The following is an 18,138-nucleotide window of genomic DNA, read 5'->3' as shown; positions in this document are numbered from 1 at the left end:
CTTGGGCGGCGCTTACATCGGGTCGTTGCGGCGCAACAACTCTTCGGGCAAATGCTCGATGTATTCGTCTTCAGCCGGTGGCATTTGCAGGTGGTAACCCTGGGTTTCAAGGTTTTCCAGCACTTTGGTGATGTCTTCACGCGACAGCTTGCGCTCAGGTGTCAGCACCAGATCAAACGCGTGTTGCGGCTTGCCAAATGCAATCAGCAAGGTCTCTGGCACACGTTCCAAGGCATCAGCCTTGAGCACGTAGAGGTACATTTCGTTGCGCTTGGAACTGCGATAAATCGAACAAATACGTTTCAAGACTGTTCTCCAGCGTTGGCCAGGCAATCGAGCAAAGCCTGCCCCATCAACTCACGGCGCCAGCCGCGCAGTGAGTCGGGCAATTGATAAGGCCCATTCGGGAAGCCACTTTTGAGCAGGGCTTCTAGGGTTTTTTTGCGCAGCATTAATTCAGGCGCGATGTTCAGGCGCTCGGCCTGAGCTTGACCGATAGCGCGCAGGCGCTTGATCAATTGCGCAGCTTCAACCGGCAACGGCTCAGGCACAGCAGGCGGCCATTGTTCTGGCGGTAGACTGCCAGCGCGCTTGATCAGATCAAGTAAAAATTCGCCATCCTGACGCACGGTGCGCGGGTGCATATCTTCAATACGCGCCAGCGCAACCAAATTATCAGGTTGGGTTTTGGCCAACGGCCACAACGAAAGCTCACGCACAATCCGATTACGTGGCAGGTCGCGAGCGCGGGCTTCACGCTCACGCCATGCGCAGATTTCACGCAGCACAGCCAGTTGGTCGCGCGAAAGCTTCCACGCCAGTTTGGCTTCGCGATACACCTCGTAAGGGTCTACTTCACGGCGCAGATTGGCCACTAGCTCAGCGCCATCGTCCACGACCCAGCTGTACTTTTCGTCCGACAAACGAGGACGCAACAGCACATACACTTCGGCCAGATGCAGAGCATCTTCTGCGGCATAGCTGATTTGAGTGTCAGACAACGGGCGTTGCAGCCAGTCAGAACGGGTCTCGCCTTTGGGCAGGTCAATGTCGAGCACTTCTTTGACCAAACGTGAGTAGCCCATTGAGAAACCCAGATTGAGATAGGCCGCAGCCAACTGGGTGTCGAACAACGGCGCAGGCAAACTGCCCGTCAGGCGTAGCAGTACTTCCAGGTCTTCGCTGCACGCATGCAGCACTTTGACCACCGCCGGGTTTTCCAGCAGTGCGGCCAATGGCTGCCAGTTGTCGATGGTCAGCGGGTCGATCAGATAAGCCCGCGTGCCGTCGCCAATCTGGATCAAACCGGCAATCGGGTAGAAGGTGTCGACCCGCATAAATTCGGTGTCGAGGGCTACGAACGGCAGATGCTGCCATTCGGCGCAATGCTGGCCGAGGCTATCGTTGTCGCAAATCCAATGAATATCGATGGCCACACGGCTCTCCCTTGAAGAATGGCGCGCAGTATATATCGTCGTCAGTGATTTCCGGTGATTGACTCGCAATCTTAAACTCGAAAAACCTACATCACTCAGGGTGGTAGGCTTCAACTCTTTTAAGAGCGATGTGTTTAAATTTCGCCCGCCTTCATTACCCAGTGGTTTATGCCTACCGAATAAGGGCCATGACCCACACTCAATTCGTCGCACCCAATCAACCGACACTGAAATTTCAATACCACGCGGCGCCCCACCTTAGCGCTCTATTAAAAGGATGACTGGCATGTATTCACCCCCAAGGCGGTCGGTAATTGCCCTTTGCGTCATAGGCCTTTTAACCTTCTCCAGCATCGTCAAAGCAGAGCGTGCCGCACCTAACCTCGAAGCCGTTGTGCAAGAGACCGCCAAGGCGGTTATGCAGCAGTACGCTATTGCTGGTCTGTCCATCGCCATCAGTCACAACGGCCAACAGCAGTTTTATAACTTCGGCGTTGCCTCAAAAGACACGCAACAACGCGTGACCGCCGACACGTTGTTTGAAGTTGGCTCCATCAGCAAGTTACTCACGGCAACGCTGGCGACCTACGCCCAAGCCAAGGGCGACCTCGTACTCACCGACCAAACGCGTCAATACTTGCCTGAACTCAATGGCAGCGATTTCGGTAATGTGGCACTGGTGCATTTGGCGACCCACACTGCGGGTGGCTTTCCATTACAAGTACCCGACGAGGTACAGAACGAACGCCAACTGATGGAATACCTCAAAGCCTGGAAGCCACACTACCCGGCAGGCACACACAGAACCTATGCCAACCCCAGTATCGGCATGCTGGGCATGATTGCCGCCAAAAGTATGAACCTGCCTTTTGTGCAGGCGATGCAAGGCACTCTCTTACCTGCGTTGGGCCTCAAAAGCACCTACCTGCAGGTTCCGCACGAAAAAATGGCGCTTTATGCGCAGGGTTATAACAAACAGGACGCCCCCGTCAGGGTCAATCCTGGGGTGCTCGCCGATGAAGCCTACGGGATTAAAACCAGCAGCCGAGATCTGCTGCGCTTTGCAGAGTTGAACATCGGCGTGGGCAATCCGTCTTCAATCGTAAAACGTGCAATTTTGGACACCCACGCCGCTTACTTTCAAATTGGGCCCATGACTCAAGATTTGATCTGGGAGCAATACCCTTACCCCGTCACCCTGAAAACATTGCTCGCGGGTAACGCAGACGCAATGGTCTACGAAAACAATAAGGCTATCGCGTTGAACCCGCCTATGGCGCCACAGGCCAACGTTTGGCTGAACAAAACGGGATCAACCTCTGGTTTTGGGGGCTATATCGCGGTGGTGCCTGCGCAAAAGCAGGCCGTGGTGATCCTTGCCAACAAGAACTATCCCAACAGCGCGCGCATAGAACTGGCCTACACGATTCTAAAAGCCCTGAACTAAGCGCCTTTGCGAACGATATAAATACTGCCCAGCGAACAGCCGGGCAGCACATCGTACTGCTTGAGCAGGCTGAACCCCGCTTGGGCGAATTGCGCTTCAATCTCATCTTTGTTGACGACAACCCGCTGACTGTCATCACGCGGAGCCGTTGAGCGCCCAACATGCACTGACAAAATCAGGGTGTCGCGACTCACACGATGAAACTCACGCAAGATGGCCAAACGATGGTCACTGTCGTGGACATGATGAAACAGCTGCATACAAAAGATGCTGTCCACTGCGTTTTCAGACAAATCGATGGAAAACACCGAACTTTTAAACATCTGAATGCGCGCTAACACAGGGGCCGGGTGATGGGTTTTCGCGTGATCCAGCATGCCCTGTGACGGGTCAGCCGCCAGAATTACTCGGTTACCGTGCTCGATCAGCAGCGGCCAAAAACGCCCGGCACCGCAAGCCACGTCCAGGATCAAACCTGGCTCGCCTGCAACTTTCAGCGCCTTTCGCACCAACCTTTTTTCGCGCCACATCAGCAGTCGGCGCAACGCCCCTTCTGGCCGCACGTCCCCGCAGACCTGCGCATGCTCGCGGTCGTAGCGTTTGGCGAACTCAAGTTCAATAGTAGAAGGTGGTTGCGATGACATGGCCCGCGAACTCTTGTGTTTAGTGATGTTCGACACAAAGATTAACGGGCCGCCAGTGAAAAAATTGTCAGAAAACCATTAAAAACTCAGGGAGTCCGCCCAACCCCGCAGGCACTTCTGCCCTCACGCCTGCTGTAAGTACCAGCGCCAATCCTGCTCACCCACCTCGCCCATGAACTGGCGATACTCCTCGTTTTTAACAGCCAGATAGACCTTAAGAAACGCCTCACCAAAAGCCTCTTTCGCCCACTGCGAAGCCTCTAGTGAGCGCAATGTGGTCAACCAGTCAGTGGGCAGCATTTCAGTGGCTTGCGCATAGCCGTTGCCTTCAATCGGCGCCCCCGGATCACGCTGCTCACGAATACCACGATGAATCCCTGCCAAAATCGCTGCTGCTGCCAAATATGGGTTAGCGTCTGCACCGCAAATACGGTGTTCGATATGCCGTGAAAAAGCCGGGCCACCCGGCACGCGCAGGCTCACGGTTCGGTTATCAACGCCCCATGTCGCGGCCAATGGCGCATAACTATTGCTTTGAAAGCGGCGATAGGAGTTGGCATTGGGGCAAAACATCAGCAACGAATCAAGCAGTGTGCTGAGCATACCTGCCACTGCCTGCTTGAGCAGCGGCGTGCCATCAGGGGCTTCACTGGCGAACAGGTTATTGCCGGCTTCATCGGCCAGACTCACGTGCATGTGCATCCCAGTGCCTGCCAGATCATCGAACGGTTTGGCCATAAAGCACGCCACCATCCCGTGTTTGTGCGCCACACCTTTGACCAAACGCTTGTAGCGCACGGCTTCGTCCATAGCTTGCAAGGCGTCAGTGCGATGCTCGAGGGTGATTTCAACCTGCCCCGGTGCGTATTCAGAAATGGCCGTGCGTGCTGGAATGCCTTGCAACTTGCAGGCACTGTACAAATCAGCCAAAAACGGCTCGATCTGTTCCAGCTCGCGCAGACCATAGACCTGCGTCGAACGCGGGCGCTGGCCATCCGCATCGCGCGCCGGCTGCGGGCGGCCATTGCTGTCGCGCTGCTGATCCAGCAAATAAAACTCCAGCTCTGCGGCCATAACCGGGTAGTAGCCATCCGCCTTAAGGCCATCAATGACCTTGGCCAGCAGGTGGCGCGGGTCAGCCACTGTCGCGGGCATGCCTTGTTGCGGGTGCATGCTGACTTGCACTGCCGCCATCGGAATCAACCGCCAGGGCATACGCTGCAAGCTGCCACTGATCGGGTACGCACGGCAGTCGATATCGCCCACATCCCACACCAGCCCGGTGTTTTCAACGTCATCACCATTGATGTTCAACCCCAAAATCGTGCTCGGCAGCGGGCGCCCGCTTTTATAGACCTCCAGCAACTCGTCGCGGTGCAGCAACTTGCCACGGGGCACACCGTTGTTATCGAGAATAAACAACTCGAACATCTCAATGTCCGGGTTGAGCTTCAGAAAGTCATGGGCTTCTTGCAGCGGCGCGAACGGGGTCGTAGCACTCATAGGGACACTCGTAAATTCGTATCAGACAGGCACGCACACGCGCCAATTTGGCTGCGCTCTGTTACAGAGCGCAGCCCTCAAGTCTCAACGGCAAATACGACGATCTGGCGGGCGGGCATGGCGGCAATGGTACAAGGCCCAAAAGGCCAATTTGGACGGCAGTGAGCACACAGTCTGCGCAGGCCCCGGGCAAATTCGACCAATCACACGTCGCAGCCCAAGAGGCTGGCATAACCCACGATCAACAGTGCCCGCCGAACCAACACGCATACCCACAGCCGTTATCAAACTAGGAGTCGCAGCCTCACACGCTCAGGTGTGTTTGTTAAATACAGCGTTTTAAACCTTTGGATCTGAAACGGGTAAACATTTAAGGGCAACGGCAAAAACAAGCACACCCCTTACCAAAGCACGCCCTGTATCGCCGTTGCAGCCCCGCGCTCAGGCTTTAACGTGAATGAAAGCGTCGGGTGAGCGCATCTTTTTTCCTCTGTACTTCACGTTCACGCTTGCGCCTGACATGCACCCTCAATCCTGCAATCAGCAAACCGGTAAGTGCCAACCCGCCGCCCCACACCGTATAAGGCATAGCCGTCACCAGCAAAGGCGTATCGCCTCCCCTGCGCAGTGTGGCCACATCGCTCTCAGTGACACTCAATGCCGGGTTACCAAAACGTTGCAGGCTGTAATTAACAATCGCAGCGATTTGCCGATCATCCAGGTCAGCACCCAAGGCAGGCATGTTGACCTCTAAATCAGCGCCCTTTCGACTAATGCCCTCAATGATGGTCATCACCAAATTGTTGGGCTGGCTGCCGGTCAGGGCGCTGTTCTGACTCAAAGACGGGTAAAACGCATCGTCGGTGCCTTGGCCGTCGCGACCATGACAACTGGCACATGCTGCGTTGTATAGACGCGCGCCATCACTCTCGCTGGTGACGGCCAAACTCGCTTGATCGCCCTGCCCGGTTTCTAGCGTGGTCATATCAATGAGCTCCACCTTGCGCGAAGTACTCAGCCCATGGGTTGCCGTGGTGATAGCAGGCACTGTCTTCAAATATGCAGCCATGGCCTGCACGTCATCATTACTTAAGTAACGCAGGCTGTTTTCTACCGCCTCGGCCATGCCACCAGCAGCTTGTGCTTTGTTGGTAACGTGACCATTTTTCAGAAAGGCCGCCAACTCATTCGCGCTCCAACGGCCCAAGCTACTGGTATTGGCTGAGGTGATGTTAGGTGCAACCCAGCCACCCAAGGTTGCGCCGGACAAATAACGGCTGCCGTCTTCAGCCATCAATGCGTTGCGCGGGGTGTGGCAGGCGCCGCAGTGGGCCAGATTATCAACCAGGTATTGCCCACGGCTAAGCTGAGCATCGCCCGCATGCAGGGGCACAAAACCTTTTTTATCCAGAAACAGCTGATTCCAACCCAACATCAGCGCACGCAGATTGAACGGAAATGCCAGCGCTGTGGGTGCAACAGCCTTATCCACTGCTTTAACACCGTGTTGCAGATACACATACAACGCGTGGATATCGGTGTCGCTCATGCCCTGATACGAGGTGTAGGGCATGGCCGGGTACAAATACTGGCCCTTTGCATTGATACCTTTGCGCAAAGCGTCGGCCAACTGTTGCTCGGTGTAGTAGCCGATCCCGAATGTAGTGGACGGCGTGATATTGCTGGCAATGATCTTGCCCATTGGCGATTCAATGGCATACCCGCCCGCCAGCTCTGGCCCCCCTTTTTCGACTGTGCGATGACAGGCGCCACAGTCTGCTGCGCGGGCCACATATTCGCCCTGCTTGATCATCGCGGCGTTGTCTTCAACGGCCCAGGCCGAGAACGACACCAGCCCGGCGCACGCTACAAACAGCGATCGAACTCCAAAGGTCTGAAGGTTCATACCTTAAACCTCCCGCGCAATGATGTCGGCCAAGCGAATGCTCAAGGCAACCCCCGTTAAGGTTGGATTGATCGTACCCGAGGCCGGAATCACCCCAGTGGTGGCCAAAAACAGGTTGGGATGGTCAAAGGTACGGCATTCGTGATTGACCACTGAGTCCTTGGCATCACTGCCCATGATCACTGTGCCCATCAAATGATCGCGATTTTGCCAGCCGGTATTGTTCTCAACCACGGTGCCACCCATGACTTTTACAAAGTCTGCGTAATCGGCATCAACACCTGGCTTGGCGGCCTTAACGTAATCACCCACCTCGTAATTCACCACCAGCATCGGGATGCCCAATGCGTCTGTGCGAGTGGTGCTTGGCCTCACGGTGTTAGTGGCCAGCGGCAAGGTTTCATACACCGTCGACACATCTACCCAGCGCGCCGCATCGTGACGTATACGTTCATCCAACTCTTTGCCAAAAACCCCTTGCTCGATCAGACGACTGGCCACTGCCATGTTCGGGACGTTATTGGCAAAAGCGTGTTTGACCGACGCCCGCTCCTTACGAAACGCTCCATCACGCCGATTGAAAATACCGCCTTGCTGCACAGCGCCGCGACCCGGCCAAACGGGCTCATCAGCCAAAAACTGCAAGCCTTGGCCCGTATGGTCCATCAGGTTGCGCCCTACTTGATCGGACGAATTAGCCACATCAGAAATCAGCAACAACTTCGGCGTTTCAAGGCCATTAGCCGCGACCACAAAGTATTTGGCTGTCAGCCGAATATCGTCGCCATTAGAGGTGCGATAACGCACAGCAACGATCTTGCCGCCCTCGCCTTTTTCCAACTGATAGGCCGTGGCATCCGTCAACAACCTGGCACCTGCCTGTTCTGCATGCCGGGCATGAACATCGCCGCTGTACATGGCGCCAATCGGGCACACAGGCATGCAGTTGTTGTTACCACTGCACGCTGGCCGACCGTCATAAGGAGTGGTCGCGCGCCCATTGGGCTCATGCAAAAACACATACCCTGCGGGAGCAAGACGTGCTCGCAAGCGCTGAAACAGGTAGGTATCCCCCTCTGGAGGCATCGGATAAGGCGTAGATCGCGGCGGGAATGGGTCCCCGTTCAGGCCGCTTTGGTCTTGGCTATCACTGCCACACACACCCAGCGCTACCTCGGCCCTCGCGTAGTAGGGTTCCAGTTCGCTGTATTCCATCGGCCAGTCCCGGCCTACCCCGTAAAGGGTTTTAAGCTTCATGTCGTTCGGCAAATAACGCCAGCAAGCGGCCGCCCAATGCCATGTCGTCCCCCCCACCAACTTCAACATACCGGGACGAAACTCAAACGAACCCGTGTTTTCAATGTACTGCTCGTCGTAGGAATGACGCGCCCACGGTTCATTCGGATAAGGCGAGTTGTAGTTACTTTTGTTGGAGGCGTTACGGAAATTTTCGACAATTTTCCAGCGAGGAATATGCTCACCCGCTTCCAGAATAATTACCGATTTGCCCTGTTTAGCTAGTTCAAAAGCCGCGTTGCTGCCCAAGGCTCCAGACCCAATAACAATGACATCCGCATCAAAAACCTGACTCATGGGAGTCCCTTGTATTAATCGTTGGCGACAGTAGATGGCGGGTTAACCCAATAGTTGGTCTGCCCCCGCGAATACGTCGGGATCACAGTGGCATCCAGGGTTGGTGTGTAGGCCAGCGCCCCCGTAAAGGTCACCAACTCGGTGTCATCTACTGCTCGCAGGCTAACTGGGGTGCCGGTGTAGCCCAAATACCAGGCACGGACGATTTTCTGCACGGTGTCCTTCATCACCGGGTCTTGATAAACCACACTGGCTGCCAACCCACCCACATGACTGACACCGTGCTGCTGAATTTGACTGCACAGCCTGTTCATTTTTTGCGTGAACAGCGGATCGGCCCCAATACAGCGCGCCAACACTCGCAGTGACACGCTTGGGTCGAGCGCATCACGCTCAGTGAGGAACAGCGACAGTTGATGCAATTGCTCTGCATCACCAGAAGAGGCACTACTGACCTGTTGCGCCAGCGTCGAGCCAATCCAGGAGGAAGAAAAAAAACCGAGACCGGTCAGGGCTGCGCCTGAAGACAGTAACTTTCTGCGCGATATCACATGGGTCTCCTTGATTGTTAAAAATAAAGGCCTATTGCCTGCGGCCAATGACCTAGACCTTAAACACATCAGGTTGTTACAAAGAATATGCCGAACATCCTACAGATATTTCTTACGCCTTTTCATGAATATCCTTGGTGAAAAATCTCGCTTCAGTTTATCCACTGCCGTACAAACAAGAACCATTAACATCGCAGCATAAAGTTCAAAAAAAAGAGCCCACCTAAGTGGACTCTCAAGAACGCCGCCAAGGGCTCAGATGCGCTGGCCTTTGACACGCGCATTACGCTATTAAACGCGACCTCAGCACTGTGCAAACTGAGGTAATGCCTATTAACGAATACTGCGGATATTGCCTTTATTACCTTTAACCGTGACCGATACTTTCTTGAAGATCACGTAGCTTTCTTCGCTGACTTCATAGCGAGGCGCAATGATCAAGTCTGCACCCGAACTTTTGACTGCTTTATAAGCAGCGGCCGATTTAACAGCGCTGACAGGGTCAAGAGCGCCGCCCAGGCCACCACCGGTTGAGCCGCCATATTCAACGCCATCCGCAAATTCGCTGTCGCCGCCAAACTTGAAGATGCCGAACAGAATATTCACGGACGATTGGCCGGTAATAGCCTCGCCAACTGCAACATCTGCCTTGAGATCAGCTTTAACAGTGCTGTCGATTGGGGACGAAGGCTGGCTGGCGTTATAGCTAACACAACCGCCAGACACTGCAATAGCCGACGACAATGCTGCGATTTTGAGGAACTTATTCAAAACGATACTTCCTTGCAACGAGTTAATTTAAATAACCTTGATGGGGTTCAAGGCCCGCTTAACGGGAAGCTGACGGTAGCGTTCAAAAACCAATAAGTTAATAAGAAATTTCTTAAAGTTTATGTTTTGGAAGAAAATAATTGGCCTGTTTTCAACTTAAACCTTTCAGCACCTTAGTGAGCGCCACGTAAATATTAGTTTCCCCTTAAAATAACTGAAAACCAGAGGGCACCATAAGCAACAACCTTAGATCGATAATGGCCATGATCGGGTTGGCATTTAAACCACCATTGCGTAACACAAGCATACCGAGCCTGTATTGACCTGTGCGCGCACGGCCAAATACCTTGCCTGCTTGCCGAAGGTAGATCTGAAGAGAAGACAATCCACCAAGCAGCGCTTGCAAGCCTGCAACTGCCAAGGTTACGCCGCCTATACATCAGCAAAAACAAGTAACACGACTGGTAATTGGGCTGTTTCTCTTTGAACGCCCAAGGAATAGAAACGGCAATAGTGCGTTTGATCGGCACATCAATTCGGTGATCACTTCCATCCTTATAAATGAAAAGCCACACAACACCCCAAAAAATACAAACCCCTCTTGAGAGGGGGTTGTATTAACAGGGAATTCACACACTTTTTTCTTAGCGCAAGCAAAGGTGGCAAATTAATCCTTTGACTCAAGCACGTCTTTTATATTGAACGAAGACAAGCTTACTGGAAGATTAGTATTATTTGACACACCGTTACTACTGATTGAATTGAACGCAGGATTCTGACGCGCGGGATTTAACTGTTCATACGCGTAGGCCATAGCTAACAACTGACTGTCGCTGCCCTTATCAGCATAAAAATACAACCCGGTGGGCAGGCCATCGGAGTCCATACCGCTGGGTACAGAGACACTAGGATAACCTGCTATAGGACTTATACTACGAGCCATAGAGTTAGGCACATCAATCATCGCATCCAGTGAATGCTCGCTTAAAACTGCATCAACCCCTTGATTATGGAACGCATAAATGCCATCCCATAGTTGCTCATAGCGGACGGGGTCCACAGGGAAATAATGAGCCATCTTTATGAGTTCCTGGTTGTAATTCCCCTCCCCCGGATTAAGCTCATTATAGGCGACCAATTGCTCAAGACTTTTAACTTGCACACCTTGACGCTTCTGCAAATAATTCGATACCGACAGATTAAACTCCATCGCCATGAATTCAAAGTAATTCCCCAATTGCGCCGTGGGCGCTTGCACCGGCACTAGCGTCGCACCTGCGTTTTGCAGAATATCAAGTGACGCCACAAAGTCAGGATTATTAATCCAATCAACAGAGCCGGGAACAAACCTGTTGGAATAGCCTATGCGTTTACCTTCAAGTGCTAGCGAATTAAGCCCCGCCACATAATCAACAGCCGGAGGTGTTGTTGTGTCACCATCAGAGGCATCTTGCATCGCCGTCATCAATACCGCTGCATCTGATACATTCCGGGCAATCGCCCCAACGGTATCTTGTTTAATCGAGAGCGGGACAATGCCTGCGAGATTAATCAAGCCTTGGGTCGGTTTAAATCCCACTACACCGTTCGTAAAGGCTGGGCACGTAATCGAACCATTCGTTTCAGTCCCCACTGATAACGGCACCAGCCCCGCAGCCACCCCAACTGCCGAGCCTGAACTCGAGCCACATGTGTCAGCCTGTAAGACATGCGGATTTAGACTCTTGCCACCTCGTCCGCTCCATCCATCGGGCACATTGGTACCTCGAAAACCCATCCATTCACTCATGTTGGCCTTGCCTAAAATGATGGCTCCCGCTTCACGCAGTTTGCGCACTACGTCCGCGTCTTGTGCTGCTGGCAAACCCACTAAAGCTGGGGAGCCAGCCGAGGTTTGAAGGGTGTCGCCTGTTTCGATGTTGTCCTTCAACAAGATAGGAATACCATGCAATGGCCCGCGTAATGAGCCATTCAAACGCTCAGCATCACGTTCTGCGGCAATACTCAACGCATCAGGATTGAGCTCAAGCACTGCATTCAAGGCGGGGCCCTGTTTGTCAAATGCTTCGATACGGTCAAGTAAAAACTGGACTAACTCAACGGAAGTAAGGGTTCCACCTGCCATCCGTTCTGATAACCCACTAACACTTTCGTACTCCAGCCCAGAAGACTTATTAATTTGATGTGATTCTGCATGCTTATTTATCAGTAAAGACGGTGAATTCGACTGTGCGCTGACCACACCAGAAGACAACATCGAGAAATTAAAAATAAAGAACACCTGCGCCCATCTGTTTTTTTGATACTTTACGTTTTTCACATTTGCACCTATTTATTATTGATAACAACTCAAACACCTGACTACACTCCCCTGCGCAAATCATCACCCAGTAAGAATACCAAGCGGCTCAGCCTCCGCAATTACAGACACTTAACACCAAGTTCAAAACGAGCATCAACTCTTCAGGACACATAAAAATCAATCATTAGAAAGCCTAAAAGCATCGAACACCAATAACATAACGACACAAAAATACATCACAACCAATCAACCCCGACATGCAGAGTCCTAGCAGCATCACTCGACTATTAAAACCCATCAATAAAAATCAATAAATTCTTAAAAAACACATCTCTCTAAACATTTAAATCACTAATAATCCTGAAGATCACTGCCGCAGCCGTAACAACTACTTTCACTCCACTTTCAAATGTTCAGACACATCCTGAACCAGACCAATACTTAAACCGGGCAAAACACCTACATGTGCAACAAAAATCCACCCACACTGAAATCATCACTAGGCATACGATAAGTCTTAGTTTTCCAGTCTTTACCTTGAACGGCAACCACTCATGATCTTCTTATTAACTAATCCTCTTCCTATTCAATTAAAATGCACGAGCAAACTCATTGAATCAATCTCTTACCCTATGACATTAGTAAGGAGTCTTTTCAGAATTAAAATGTTAAAAATACAATAACATTAAATAGCTATTACCAATTAAAAATTTCCACAGTATAAATACCCGATTATTTCAACCTAGAAACCCGCGCATTTCCCACAGGTTTTGTATCACCCAATGCAAGCATCGACCCTGAACTGCCATAGGGCGATTTCCTTCAATACGAGGCCTTCGAACCAACCTACCTTCAGCACTCATTTACCAACACTGAAGGTTCCCAATGAGCATTATTTTATCCATGGCCGCTTTTGCCTTGGCCTGCTCCATCACCCCCGGCCCAGTCAATATCGTCTCTTTAGGAAGCGGAGCCCGCCACGGGCTACGCGCCACGCTGCCTCATGTCACTGGCGCAACATTGGGATTCATCCTGCTGCTTTTGTTGATCGGCTTGGGGCTGCATGAATTACTGAACCAGTGGCCATTATTGACCCAATTGATTCGTGCCGCTGGCGTGATATTTCTGCTGTATCTGGCCTATCAACTGGCTAGCGATGGCGGCCACCTCAGCACTGCGCAGGAACACAAAGCGCCCTCTGCATTGAGCGGCGCGCTGATGCAATGGCTTAACCCCAAGGCTTGGCTAGCCTGCTTGGCTGGCATGGGCGCCTTTGTGGCCGACGGCGATGTGCTAATGGTGTGGGTATTCTGCCTGCTCTATCTAGTGATCTGCTGGCTGTCGCTGGCCAGTTGGGCATGGGCGGGTGCCTCATTACGCAGCTACCTGAAGCGGACCGCTGCAATTCGCTGGTTTAATCGGTGTATGGCTGCATTGCTGGCAGGTTGCGCCGTGTATTTATTGCTGGAGTAATCAGCCCCTGTATTGTCCGGGGGTAGCGGCCAAGCTGCGCTTGAACAGACGCTGTAGATGAGCTTGATCTGCAAATCCAAACTGGGCTGCGACCTCGGCAATACCTTCGCCGCGACGCAGGCCATCACGGGCAAGCTGCAAACGGCAATCAATCAAGTAACCATGAGGCGTCAACCCATAACGCGCCTTGAAAGCGCGAATCAGATAAGACGGCGAAAGCTGCACTGCTGCGGCGATATCCTCAAGACGCAGAACCTTCATGCAATGCTCACGGATAAAATCTGCTGCCTGAACAACCTTGTGCGGGCCGCGAACTGTGTGATTGTTGGCTGGCCGCAGTCGAACCACCAAACTCTGGAAAAAGCCCAATACCGCAGACTGCATGGTGCTTGGAGAAACATCCTCATTCGTCAAAACACTGTACAAGCTGTCCAGCTCCACGAACAAAGCAGGATCTGTGCTGTAGTTTTCGGCGAAAGGAACGAATCCTGCCTTTACGTCGACACCCATCTGGCGTTGAACCGACGTCAGCCAGTCAGTATCGACATAGAACATGCGATAGGCCCATAGCTGATTATCCACGGGGTTGCACGCATGCACTTCACCCGGATTCATCACCACCACGCTTGAGCCAGTCATGTGCCGAGTCGTGTGACCATTGAGATAAATGCACTGCCCCGCCACGATGGCACCAATAGAAAAAGTCGCATGTGAATGGCGCCCATGAGACAAGGCGCGGCCATCCTCAACATTACGAATTTCAATATGAGGGACAGCTGGGTGGCGCCAGTAATGAGACATAGGTACCCAAACTCATCAGAACAGACCTTTCAGCAAATGGCGTCATGCGTCGCACCTGCAGCACTGGGGGTTGAATATAGCTTAAGGTTGCCGTGAGCCCAAATACCGACGAACCTTACCGAACCCCAAGAGTTACGACCCACTCAACAGCATCGTGGTGCTTTGGGGGGCAAGGTGACGCTGATGGCAATATGAGTCAGAGTAGCGGTTGGTTTCGCGCTTAACTGCCTTGGCGCACCGCATCAGTGCTTAAGCCAATTATTAACGTGAACCCGCTATGACCCAGCAGCCGCTTTGATTTTTTGCACACTCAGTGCTTTTTTGTCGGAGTCCTGTGACATGCCTGTTTCTAATATCGATAAATTCAATGACCTTACTGGCAGACTTTTTGGCAAGCTGTATCTCACCTTCCCAATGCCCAGCAACTTGGCCGCAGAGCACTTTGTTGAGTCCGCAGTGGAATGGAATGAAGAACACAAAATCGACTTACCCAGCAATGACGCCGCATTTTTTATCGCCACAGTCGGGTGGCTTATTGGTGCTGGGTATATCAATGGCGCAATCTCAACCAACACCCATGTAACGGACGCAGTGCTCACTGCAAAGGGATTAGATATTCTCAACGCAACCCCTCGCAGCCTGACCCACGCCCACTCCTTGCGTGAGCAATTGGCAGAAATTGCCAGAGACAGCAGCAAGGAAAGCTTTAAAGGCTTGCTCGCGGAAGAGCTCATCACAGGGGCAAAACTCATCGCCCCAGCCGTGGGGCTTCTGTAGTCCAATCGTTATGAAAGCCAAGGGATCAAAATGCCCTAAAGATGCCAAAGCTTGAAATCCAGAAACGAAAAAGCCCCTGAAATGTTCAACCATTTCAGGGGCTTAGTCTTGTTCAATAATGGCGGAGAGATAGGGATTCGAACCCTAGGTACTGTCGCCAGTACAACGGATTTCGAATCCGTCCCATTCGGCCACTCTGGCATCTCTCCAACGGCGCGCATCATAACAGTGCTTTTTGATTCAGGCAAAGCCTTATTTCAAAAAAATCTCGTGCTATCAGTTGCTTGCGCGCCTTTACTGCTTAAAGCGGGACGCCGAGGCGCTTGGCAACTTCTTCGTAGGCTTCGATAACGTCACCCAAACCCTGACGGAAGCGGTCTTTGTCCATTTTCTTGCCAGTGGCTTTGTCCCACAGGCGGCAGCCGTCTGGGCTGAATTCATCGCCCAGGACGATTGAGCCGTCGTGGAACACACCAAATTCAAGCTTGAAGTCCACCAGCATCAGACCTGCGTCGTCGAACAGTTTGTTCAGGACTTCGTTGACCTTGAGCGACAGTTCTTTCATGCGTACCAGTTGTTCAGCGGTGCCCCAACCGAATGCCACTACGTGAGATTCGTTGATAAACGGGTCGCCTTTGGCGTCGTCTTTCAGGAACAGCTCGAAGGTGTACGGGTTGAGCTTCATGCCCTCTTCAACACCCAAACGCTTGACCAAGCTGCCCGCTGCGTAGTTACGCACAACGCATTCGACCGGGATCATGTCGAGCTTTTTTACCAGGCATTCGTTGTCGCCCAGCAGCTTGTCGAATTGAGTCGGCACGCCGGCTTCTTCGAGCTTTTGCATGATGAAGGCGTTGAACTTGTTGTTCACCATACCTTTGCGATCGAGCTGCTCGATACGCTTGCCATCGAACGCCGAGGTGTCGTTACGAAACAGCAGGATCAAGCGGTTGGCGTCGTCCGTTTTGTAAACCGATTTCGCTTTACCGCGATAGAGTTCTTCACGTTTTTCCATGATGGGCTCCGCATGCTAAGTAGGTGGGCTAGGCGATTGTGCGCCAGTCGAGCCCTGAATCTTGATCGGCCAGTTGCAGCCAGTCCGGGTCGCACCCAAGGGTGTCGACAAAACATTGCCGGGCCAGCTGCGGCAGGTTGTTCTTGCTGCTGAGGTGGGCCAGTACCAAATGTTGCAGGTCTTGCCAGCCCAACTCGGCCACCAGGTTTGCGGCCTGATGGTTGTTCAAATGTCCTTCGTCGCCCCCTACCCGTTGCTTTAGAAAGTACGGGTAGTGACCACGCGCCAGCATGTCGCGGCAGTGATTAGCTTCGATCATCAATGCATCCAGATCGCGATAGCTGTGCAGTACACGGGCGCAATACGACCCTAGATCTGTCAGCAGGCCAAACCGCCGCTTCCCGTCACTAAACACGTATTGGGTGGGTTCCTGAGCGTCATGGACCACAAGGGTCACCTCAATGCTCAATGCCCCAACCTGCAACGTCTGCCCCCCTGCCACGAAACCGGCGGGCTCAAGGGGTTTGCGCATCCCGCGCTGAGTACCGCGACTCATGTAAACCGGCAAATTGTAGCGCCGAGAAAGCAAACCCACGCCATGCACGTGATCAGCATGTTCGTGGGTCACTAAAATTGCACTCAGTTGGTGTGGACTGACGCCCAACCGAACCAGTCGGCGCTCGGTTTCTCGCAACGAGAAACCGCAATCAACCAGTACATAGGTGCTGTCGCTGGCTATGAGCGTGCCATTCCCTTGGCTACCACTGCCGAGAACGGCAAAACGCATAGAGTCAGCCCAGATTGTCTTGAATCACGCCCAACACTTTGCGCGCCACTTCTGGCGAGGCAACGGTGTTGATATTTTCTTCGACAGTCACTTGCACGCTGTCACCGACCTTGCTCAGACGAACCTGATAGCGCTCGGCACGGGCCTCAACTTCTTCCTTGGCAGGTTGCCCACCGAAGAGGCTAGAGAAGAAACCAGGTTTCTCGTCTTTTTTCTCGGCTTTTTCGGCCAGGTTGATGTAGTACAGGCCCAAGGTACGGTTGATGTCTTCCACGCGCCACTCACCCTGCTCCAGCGCACGACCCACGCTGGACCATGCACGGTCGAGGTCTTCGTTGAGGGTCAATACCGGGTTGCCACTGCCGTCTTCGCTCAAGCTGACACGTGTCGGGGTGTCAAAATCACGCGCTGCAAGCAATGAAACCGAAGCGCCCTTGTCAGCGTTGCGGCTCATGCTAACCAGCATTTCGTCGACCAGCGCGGCATCCAGACCGGTGTTCACCGAACGTTCACTGAAGGCTACATCAGCCGTGCTACCGGCAGGACGGTTAGCACTGACCACATAGATTTCGCTGGTGTTGCGCTGTACGCCTGGCTCGATGCGCACCCGCAAACGGGTTTCGCTGTCGGTTGCCAAACCAGTACTGCCCAAGTGACGCGAGACCGGTACGGACAGTTCGTCAGCACGCTGCCAGATCGTGGTGAACTCACCCGTTTGAGGGCGTTGCTCGTCGATACGGAAGCCGTTGTCCTGGAAGAACTGCATTGCCACCGGCCAGACTTCTGCCGGTGCGCGCTGCGCAACGACCCAACGATTATCGCCACTTTTTTGCAGGCTGAAATCGCTGGCGCTGGTGGTTGCAACCAAGGGCTGCGGACGCGGCACTTCAAACTCGCCCTTGACGTTATCGTCAGGTACGTTGTTCGGGATCGGCAACAGCGGCACAAGGCGCTTGTCAGTCTGAACACCCGGCGGCAATTGCATCGGCGGCGTTTGACGCGCCTCCAGATAATCGCTGCCACGGTCCCGGAAATAACCCTCTGGACCCCACAGCCAACCGCAGCCGCTGGTGCTCGAAATAATCACGGCTAGTGCGGAAAGTCCGGCCAATCGCTTCATGCGTAGTGCTTC

17 protein-coding genes and 1 tRNA gene are annotated in these 18,138 nt (G+C 53.0%); 3 read left to right on the top strand and 15 right to left on the bottom strand.

Annotated elements, in window-relative coordinates:
- Positions 1-12 precede the first annotated feature (12 nt).
- Complete coding sequence (locus ACZRJQ_RS07720; protein ID WP_463977778.1) at positions 13-306, bottom strand: YcgL domain-containing protein; 294 nt, start codon at positions 304-306, stop codon at positions 13-15.
- On the bottom strand, positions 303-1,436 hold the full coding sequence (gene rnd / locus ACZRJQ_RS07715; protein WP_463977777.1) for a ribonuclease D: 1,134 nt from the start codon (positions 1,434-1,436) through the stop codon (positions 303-305). The genes ACZRJQ_RS07720 and rnd overlap by 4 nt, the downstream gene beginning before the upstream one ends.
- A gap of 286 nt (positions 1,437-1,722) precedes the next feature.
- Between rnd and ampC the strand changes: the two genes are divergently transcribed.
- Positions 1,723-2,883 carry a class C beta-lactamase gene (ampC, locus tag ACZRJQ_RS07710; RefSeq protein ID WP_463977776.1) on the top strand — a complete coding sequence of 387 codons (1,161 nt, stop codon included), beginning with the start codon at positions 1,723-1,725 and terminating at the stop codon, positions 2,881-2,883.
- Here the strand turns inward: ampC and ACZRJQ_RS07705 are convergent.
- From ACZRJQ_RS07705 to ACZRJQ_RS07670, 8 genes are all read right to left on the bottom strand, one after another.
- Positions 2,880-3,527 carry a class I SAM-dependent methyltransferase gene (locus ACZRJQ_RS07705; protein ID WP_463977775.1) on the bottom strand — a complete coding sequence of 216 codons (648 nt, stop codon included), beginning with the start codon at positions 3,525-3,527 and terminating at the stop codon, positions 2,880-2,882. The two genes, ampC and ACZRJQ_RS07705, sit on opposite strands and share 4 nt — an antisense overlap.
- Before the next feature lie 123 nt (positions 3,528-3,650).
- On the bottom strand, positions 3,651-5,030 hold the full coding sequence (locus tag ACZRJQ_RS07700; RefSeq protein ID WP_463977774.1) for a glutamine synthetase family protein: 1,380 nt from the start codon (positions 5,028-5,030) through the stop codon (positions 3,651-3,653).
- A 448-nt stretch (positions 5,031-5,478) separates the two neighbouring features.
- A complete protein-coding gene (locus tag ACZRJQ_RS07695; protein WP_463977773.1) occupies positions 5,479-6,936 on the bottom strand; it encodes a c-type cytochrome in 1,458 nt (485 codons plus the stop codon).
- Positions 6,937-6,939: 3 nt separating this feature from the next.
- Positions 6,940-8,529: a GMC family oxidoreductase gene (locus ACZRJQ_RS07690; RefSeq protein ID WP_463977772.1), complete on the bottom strand. Its 1,590-nt coding sequence runs from the start codon at positions 8,527-8,529 to the stop codon at positions 6,940-6,942.
- Between the two features lie 14 nt (positions 8,530-8,543).
- Positions 8,544-9,080 (bottom strand): sugar dehydrogenase complex small subunit, encoded by a 537-nt coding sequence (locus ACZRJQ_RS07685; RefSeq protein WP_463977771.1) that lies wholly within the window; start codon positions 9,078-9,080, stop codon positions 8,544-8,546.
- Positions 9,081-9,413: 333 nt separating this feature from the next.
- Positions 9,414-9,851 carry a hypothetical protein gene (locus tag ACZRJQ_RS07680; RefSeq protein ID WP_463977770.1) on the bottom strand — a complete coding sequence of 146 codons (438 nt, stop codon included), beginning with the start codon at positions 9,849-9,851 and terminating at the stop codon, positions 9,414-9,416.
- A 205-nt stretch (positions 9,852-10,056) separates the two neighbouring features.
- Complete coding sequence (locus ACZRJQ_RS07675) at positions 10,057-10,272, bottom strand: hypothetical protein (protein ID WP_463977769.1); 216 nt, start codon at positions 10,270-10,272, stop codon at positions 10,057-10,059.
- A gap of 246 nt (positions 10,273-10,518) precedes the next feature.
- The gene (locus ACZRJQ_RS07670; RefSeq protein WP_463977768.1) at positions 10,519-12,171 is read right to left on the bottom strand and encodes an amidase family protein; all 1,653 of its coding nucleotides are present in this window, start codon (positions 12,169-12,171) and stop codon (positions 10,519-10,521) included.
- Between the two features lie 867 nt (positions 12,172-13,038).
- On the opposite strand from ACZRJQ_RS07670, the gene ACZRJQ_RS07665 reads away from it, so the two are divergent.
- On the top strand, positions 13,039-13,626 hold the full coding sequence (locus tag ACZRJQ_RS07665; RefSeq protein ID WP_463977767.1) for a LysE family translocator: 588 nt from the start codon (positions 13,039-13,041) through the stop codon (positions 13,624-13,626).
- Here the strand turns inward: ACZRJQ_RS07665 and ACZRJQ_RS07660 are convergent, their stop codons facing one another.
- On the bottom strand, positions 13,627-14,427 hold the full coding sequence (locus ACZRJQ_RS07660) for an AraC family transcriptional regulator (RefSeq protein ID WP_463977766.1): 801 nt from the start codon (positions 14,425-14,427) through the stop codon (positions 13,627-13,629).
- A 339-nt stretch (positions 14,428-14,766) separates the two neighbouring features.
- Here ACZRJQ_RS07660 and ACZRJQ_RS07655 point away from each other — a divergent pair, with 339 nt between their 5' ends.
- Complete coding sequence (locus ACZRJQ_RS07655) at positions 14,767-15,204, top strand: hypothetical protein (RefSeq protein ID WP_463977765.1); 438 nt, start codon at positions 14,767-14,769, stop codon at positions 15,202-15,204.
- 119 nt (positions 15,205-15,323) lie between these two features.
- Here ACZRJQ_RS07655 and ACZRJQ_RS07650 read toward each other — a convergent pair.
- From ACZRJQ_RS07650 to bamC, 4 genes are all read right to left on the bottom strand, one after another.
- Positions 15,324-15,413 (bottom strand) — tRNA-Ser (locus tag ACZRJQ_RS07650).
- Positions 15,414-15,505: 92 nt separating this feature from the next.
- A complete protein-coding gene (gene purC / locus ACZRJQ_RS07645) occupies positions 15,506-16,219 on the bottom strand; it encodes a phosphoribosylaminoimidazolesuccinocarboxamide synthase (RefSeq protein ID WP_463977764.1) in 714 nt (237 codons plus the stop codon).
- 28 nt (positions 16,220-16,247) lie between these two features.
- A complete protein-coding gene (locus ACZRJQ_RS07640) occupies positions 16,248-17,006 on the bottom strand; it encodes an MBL fold metallo-hydrolase (protein ID WP_463977763.1) in 759 nt (252 codons plus the stop codon).
- A gap of 4 nt (positions 17,007-17,010) precedes the next feature.
- Entirely contained in the window at positions 17,011-18,126 is a 1,116-nt protein-coding gene (gene bamC / locus ACZRJQ_RS07635) for an outer membrane protein assembly factor BamC (RefSeq protein ID WP_463977762.1), read from the bottom strand.
- Positions 18,127-18,138: the final 12 nt, after the last annotated feature.

The sequence above is a fragment of the Pseudomonas sp. E315 genome, assembly GCF_055406205.1.
This window is presented reverse-complemented; position numbering and strand designations above follow the sequence as displayed.

Coding starts and splice junctions, on each gene's coding strand:
- ACZRJQ_RS07705 (WP_463977775.1), bottom strand. CDS start 3,527: ATGTCATCGCAACCACCTTCTACTATTGAACTTGAGTTCGCCAAACGC.
- ACZRJQ_RS07655 (WP_463977765.1), top strand. CDS start 14,767: ATGCCTGTTTCTAATATCGATAAATTCAATGACCTTACTGGCAGACTT.
- ACZRJQ_RS07700 (WP_463977774.1), bottom strand. CDS start 5,030: ATGAGTGCTACGACCCCGTTCGCGCCGCTGCAAGAAGCCCATGACTTT.
- bamC (WP_463977762.1), bottom strand. CDS start 18,126: ATGAAGCGATTGGCCGGACTTTCCGCACTAGCCGTGATTATTTCGAGC.
- ACZRJQ_RS07660 (WP_463977766.1), bottom strand. CDS start 14,427: ATGTCTCATTACTGGCGCCACCCAGCTGTCCCTCATATTGAAATTCGT.
- ACZRJQ_RS07665 (WP_463977767.1), top strand. CDS start 13,039: ATGAGCATTATTTTATCCATGGCCGCTTTTGCCTTGGCCTGCTCCATC.
- purC (WP_463977764.1), bottom strand. CDS start 16,219: ATGGAAAAACGTGAAGAACTCTATCGCGGTAAAGCGAAATCGGTTTAC.
- ampC (WP_463977776.1), top strand. CDS start 1,723: ATGTATTCACCCCCAAGGCGGTCGGTAATTGCCCTTTGCGTCATAGGC.
- ACZRJQ_RS07695 (WP_463977773.1), bottom strand. CDS start 6,936: ATGAACCTTCAGACCTTTGGAGTTCGATCGCTGTTTGTAGCGTGCGCC.
- ACZRJQ_RS07690 (WP_463977772.1), bottom strand. CDS start 8,529: ATGAGTCAGGTTTTTGATGCGGATGTCATTGTTATTGGGTCTGGAGCC.
- ACZRJQ_RS07640 (WP_463977763.1), bottom strand. CDS start 17,006: ATGCGTTTTGCCGTTCTCGGCAGTGGTAGCCAAGGGAATGGCACGCTC.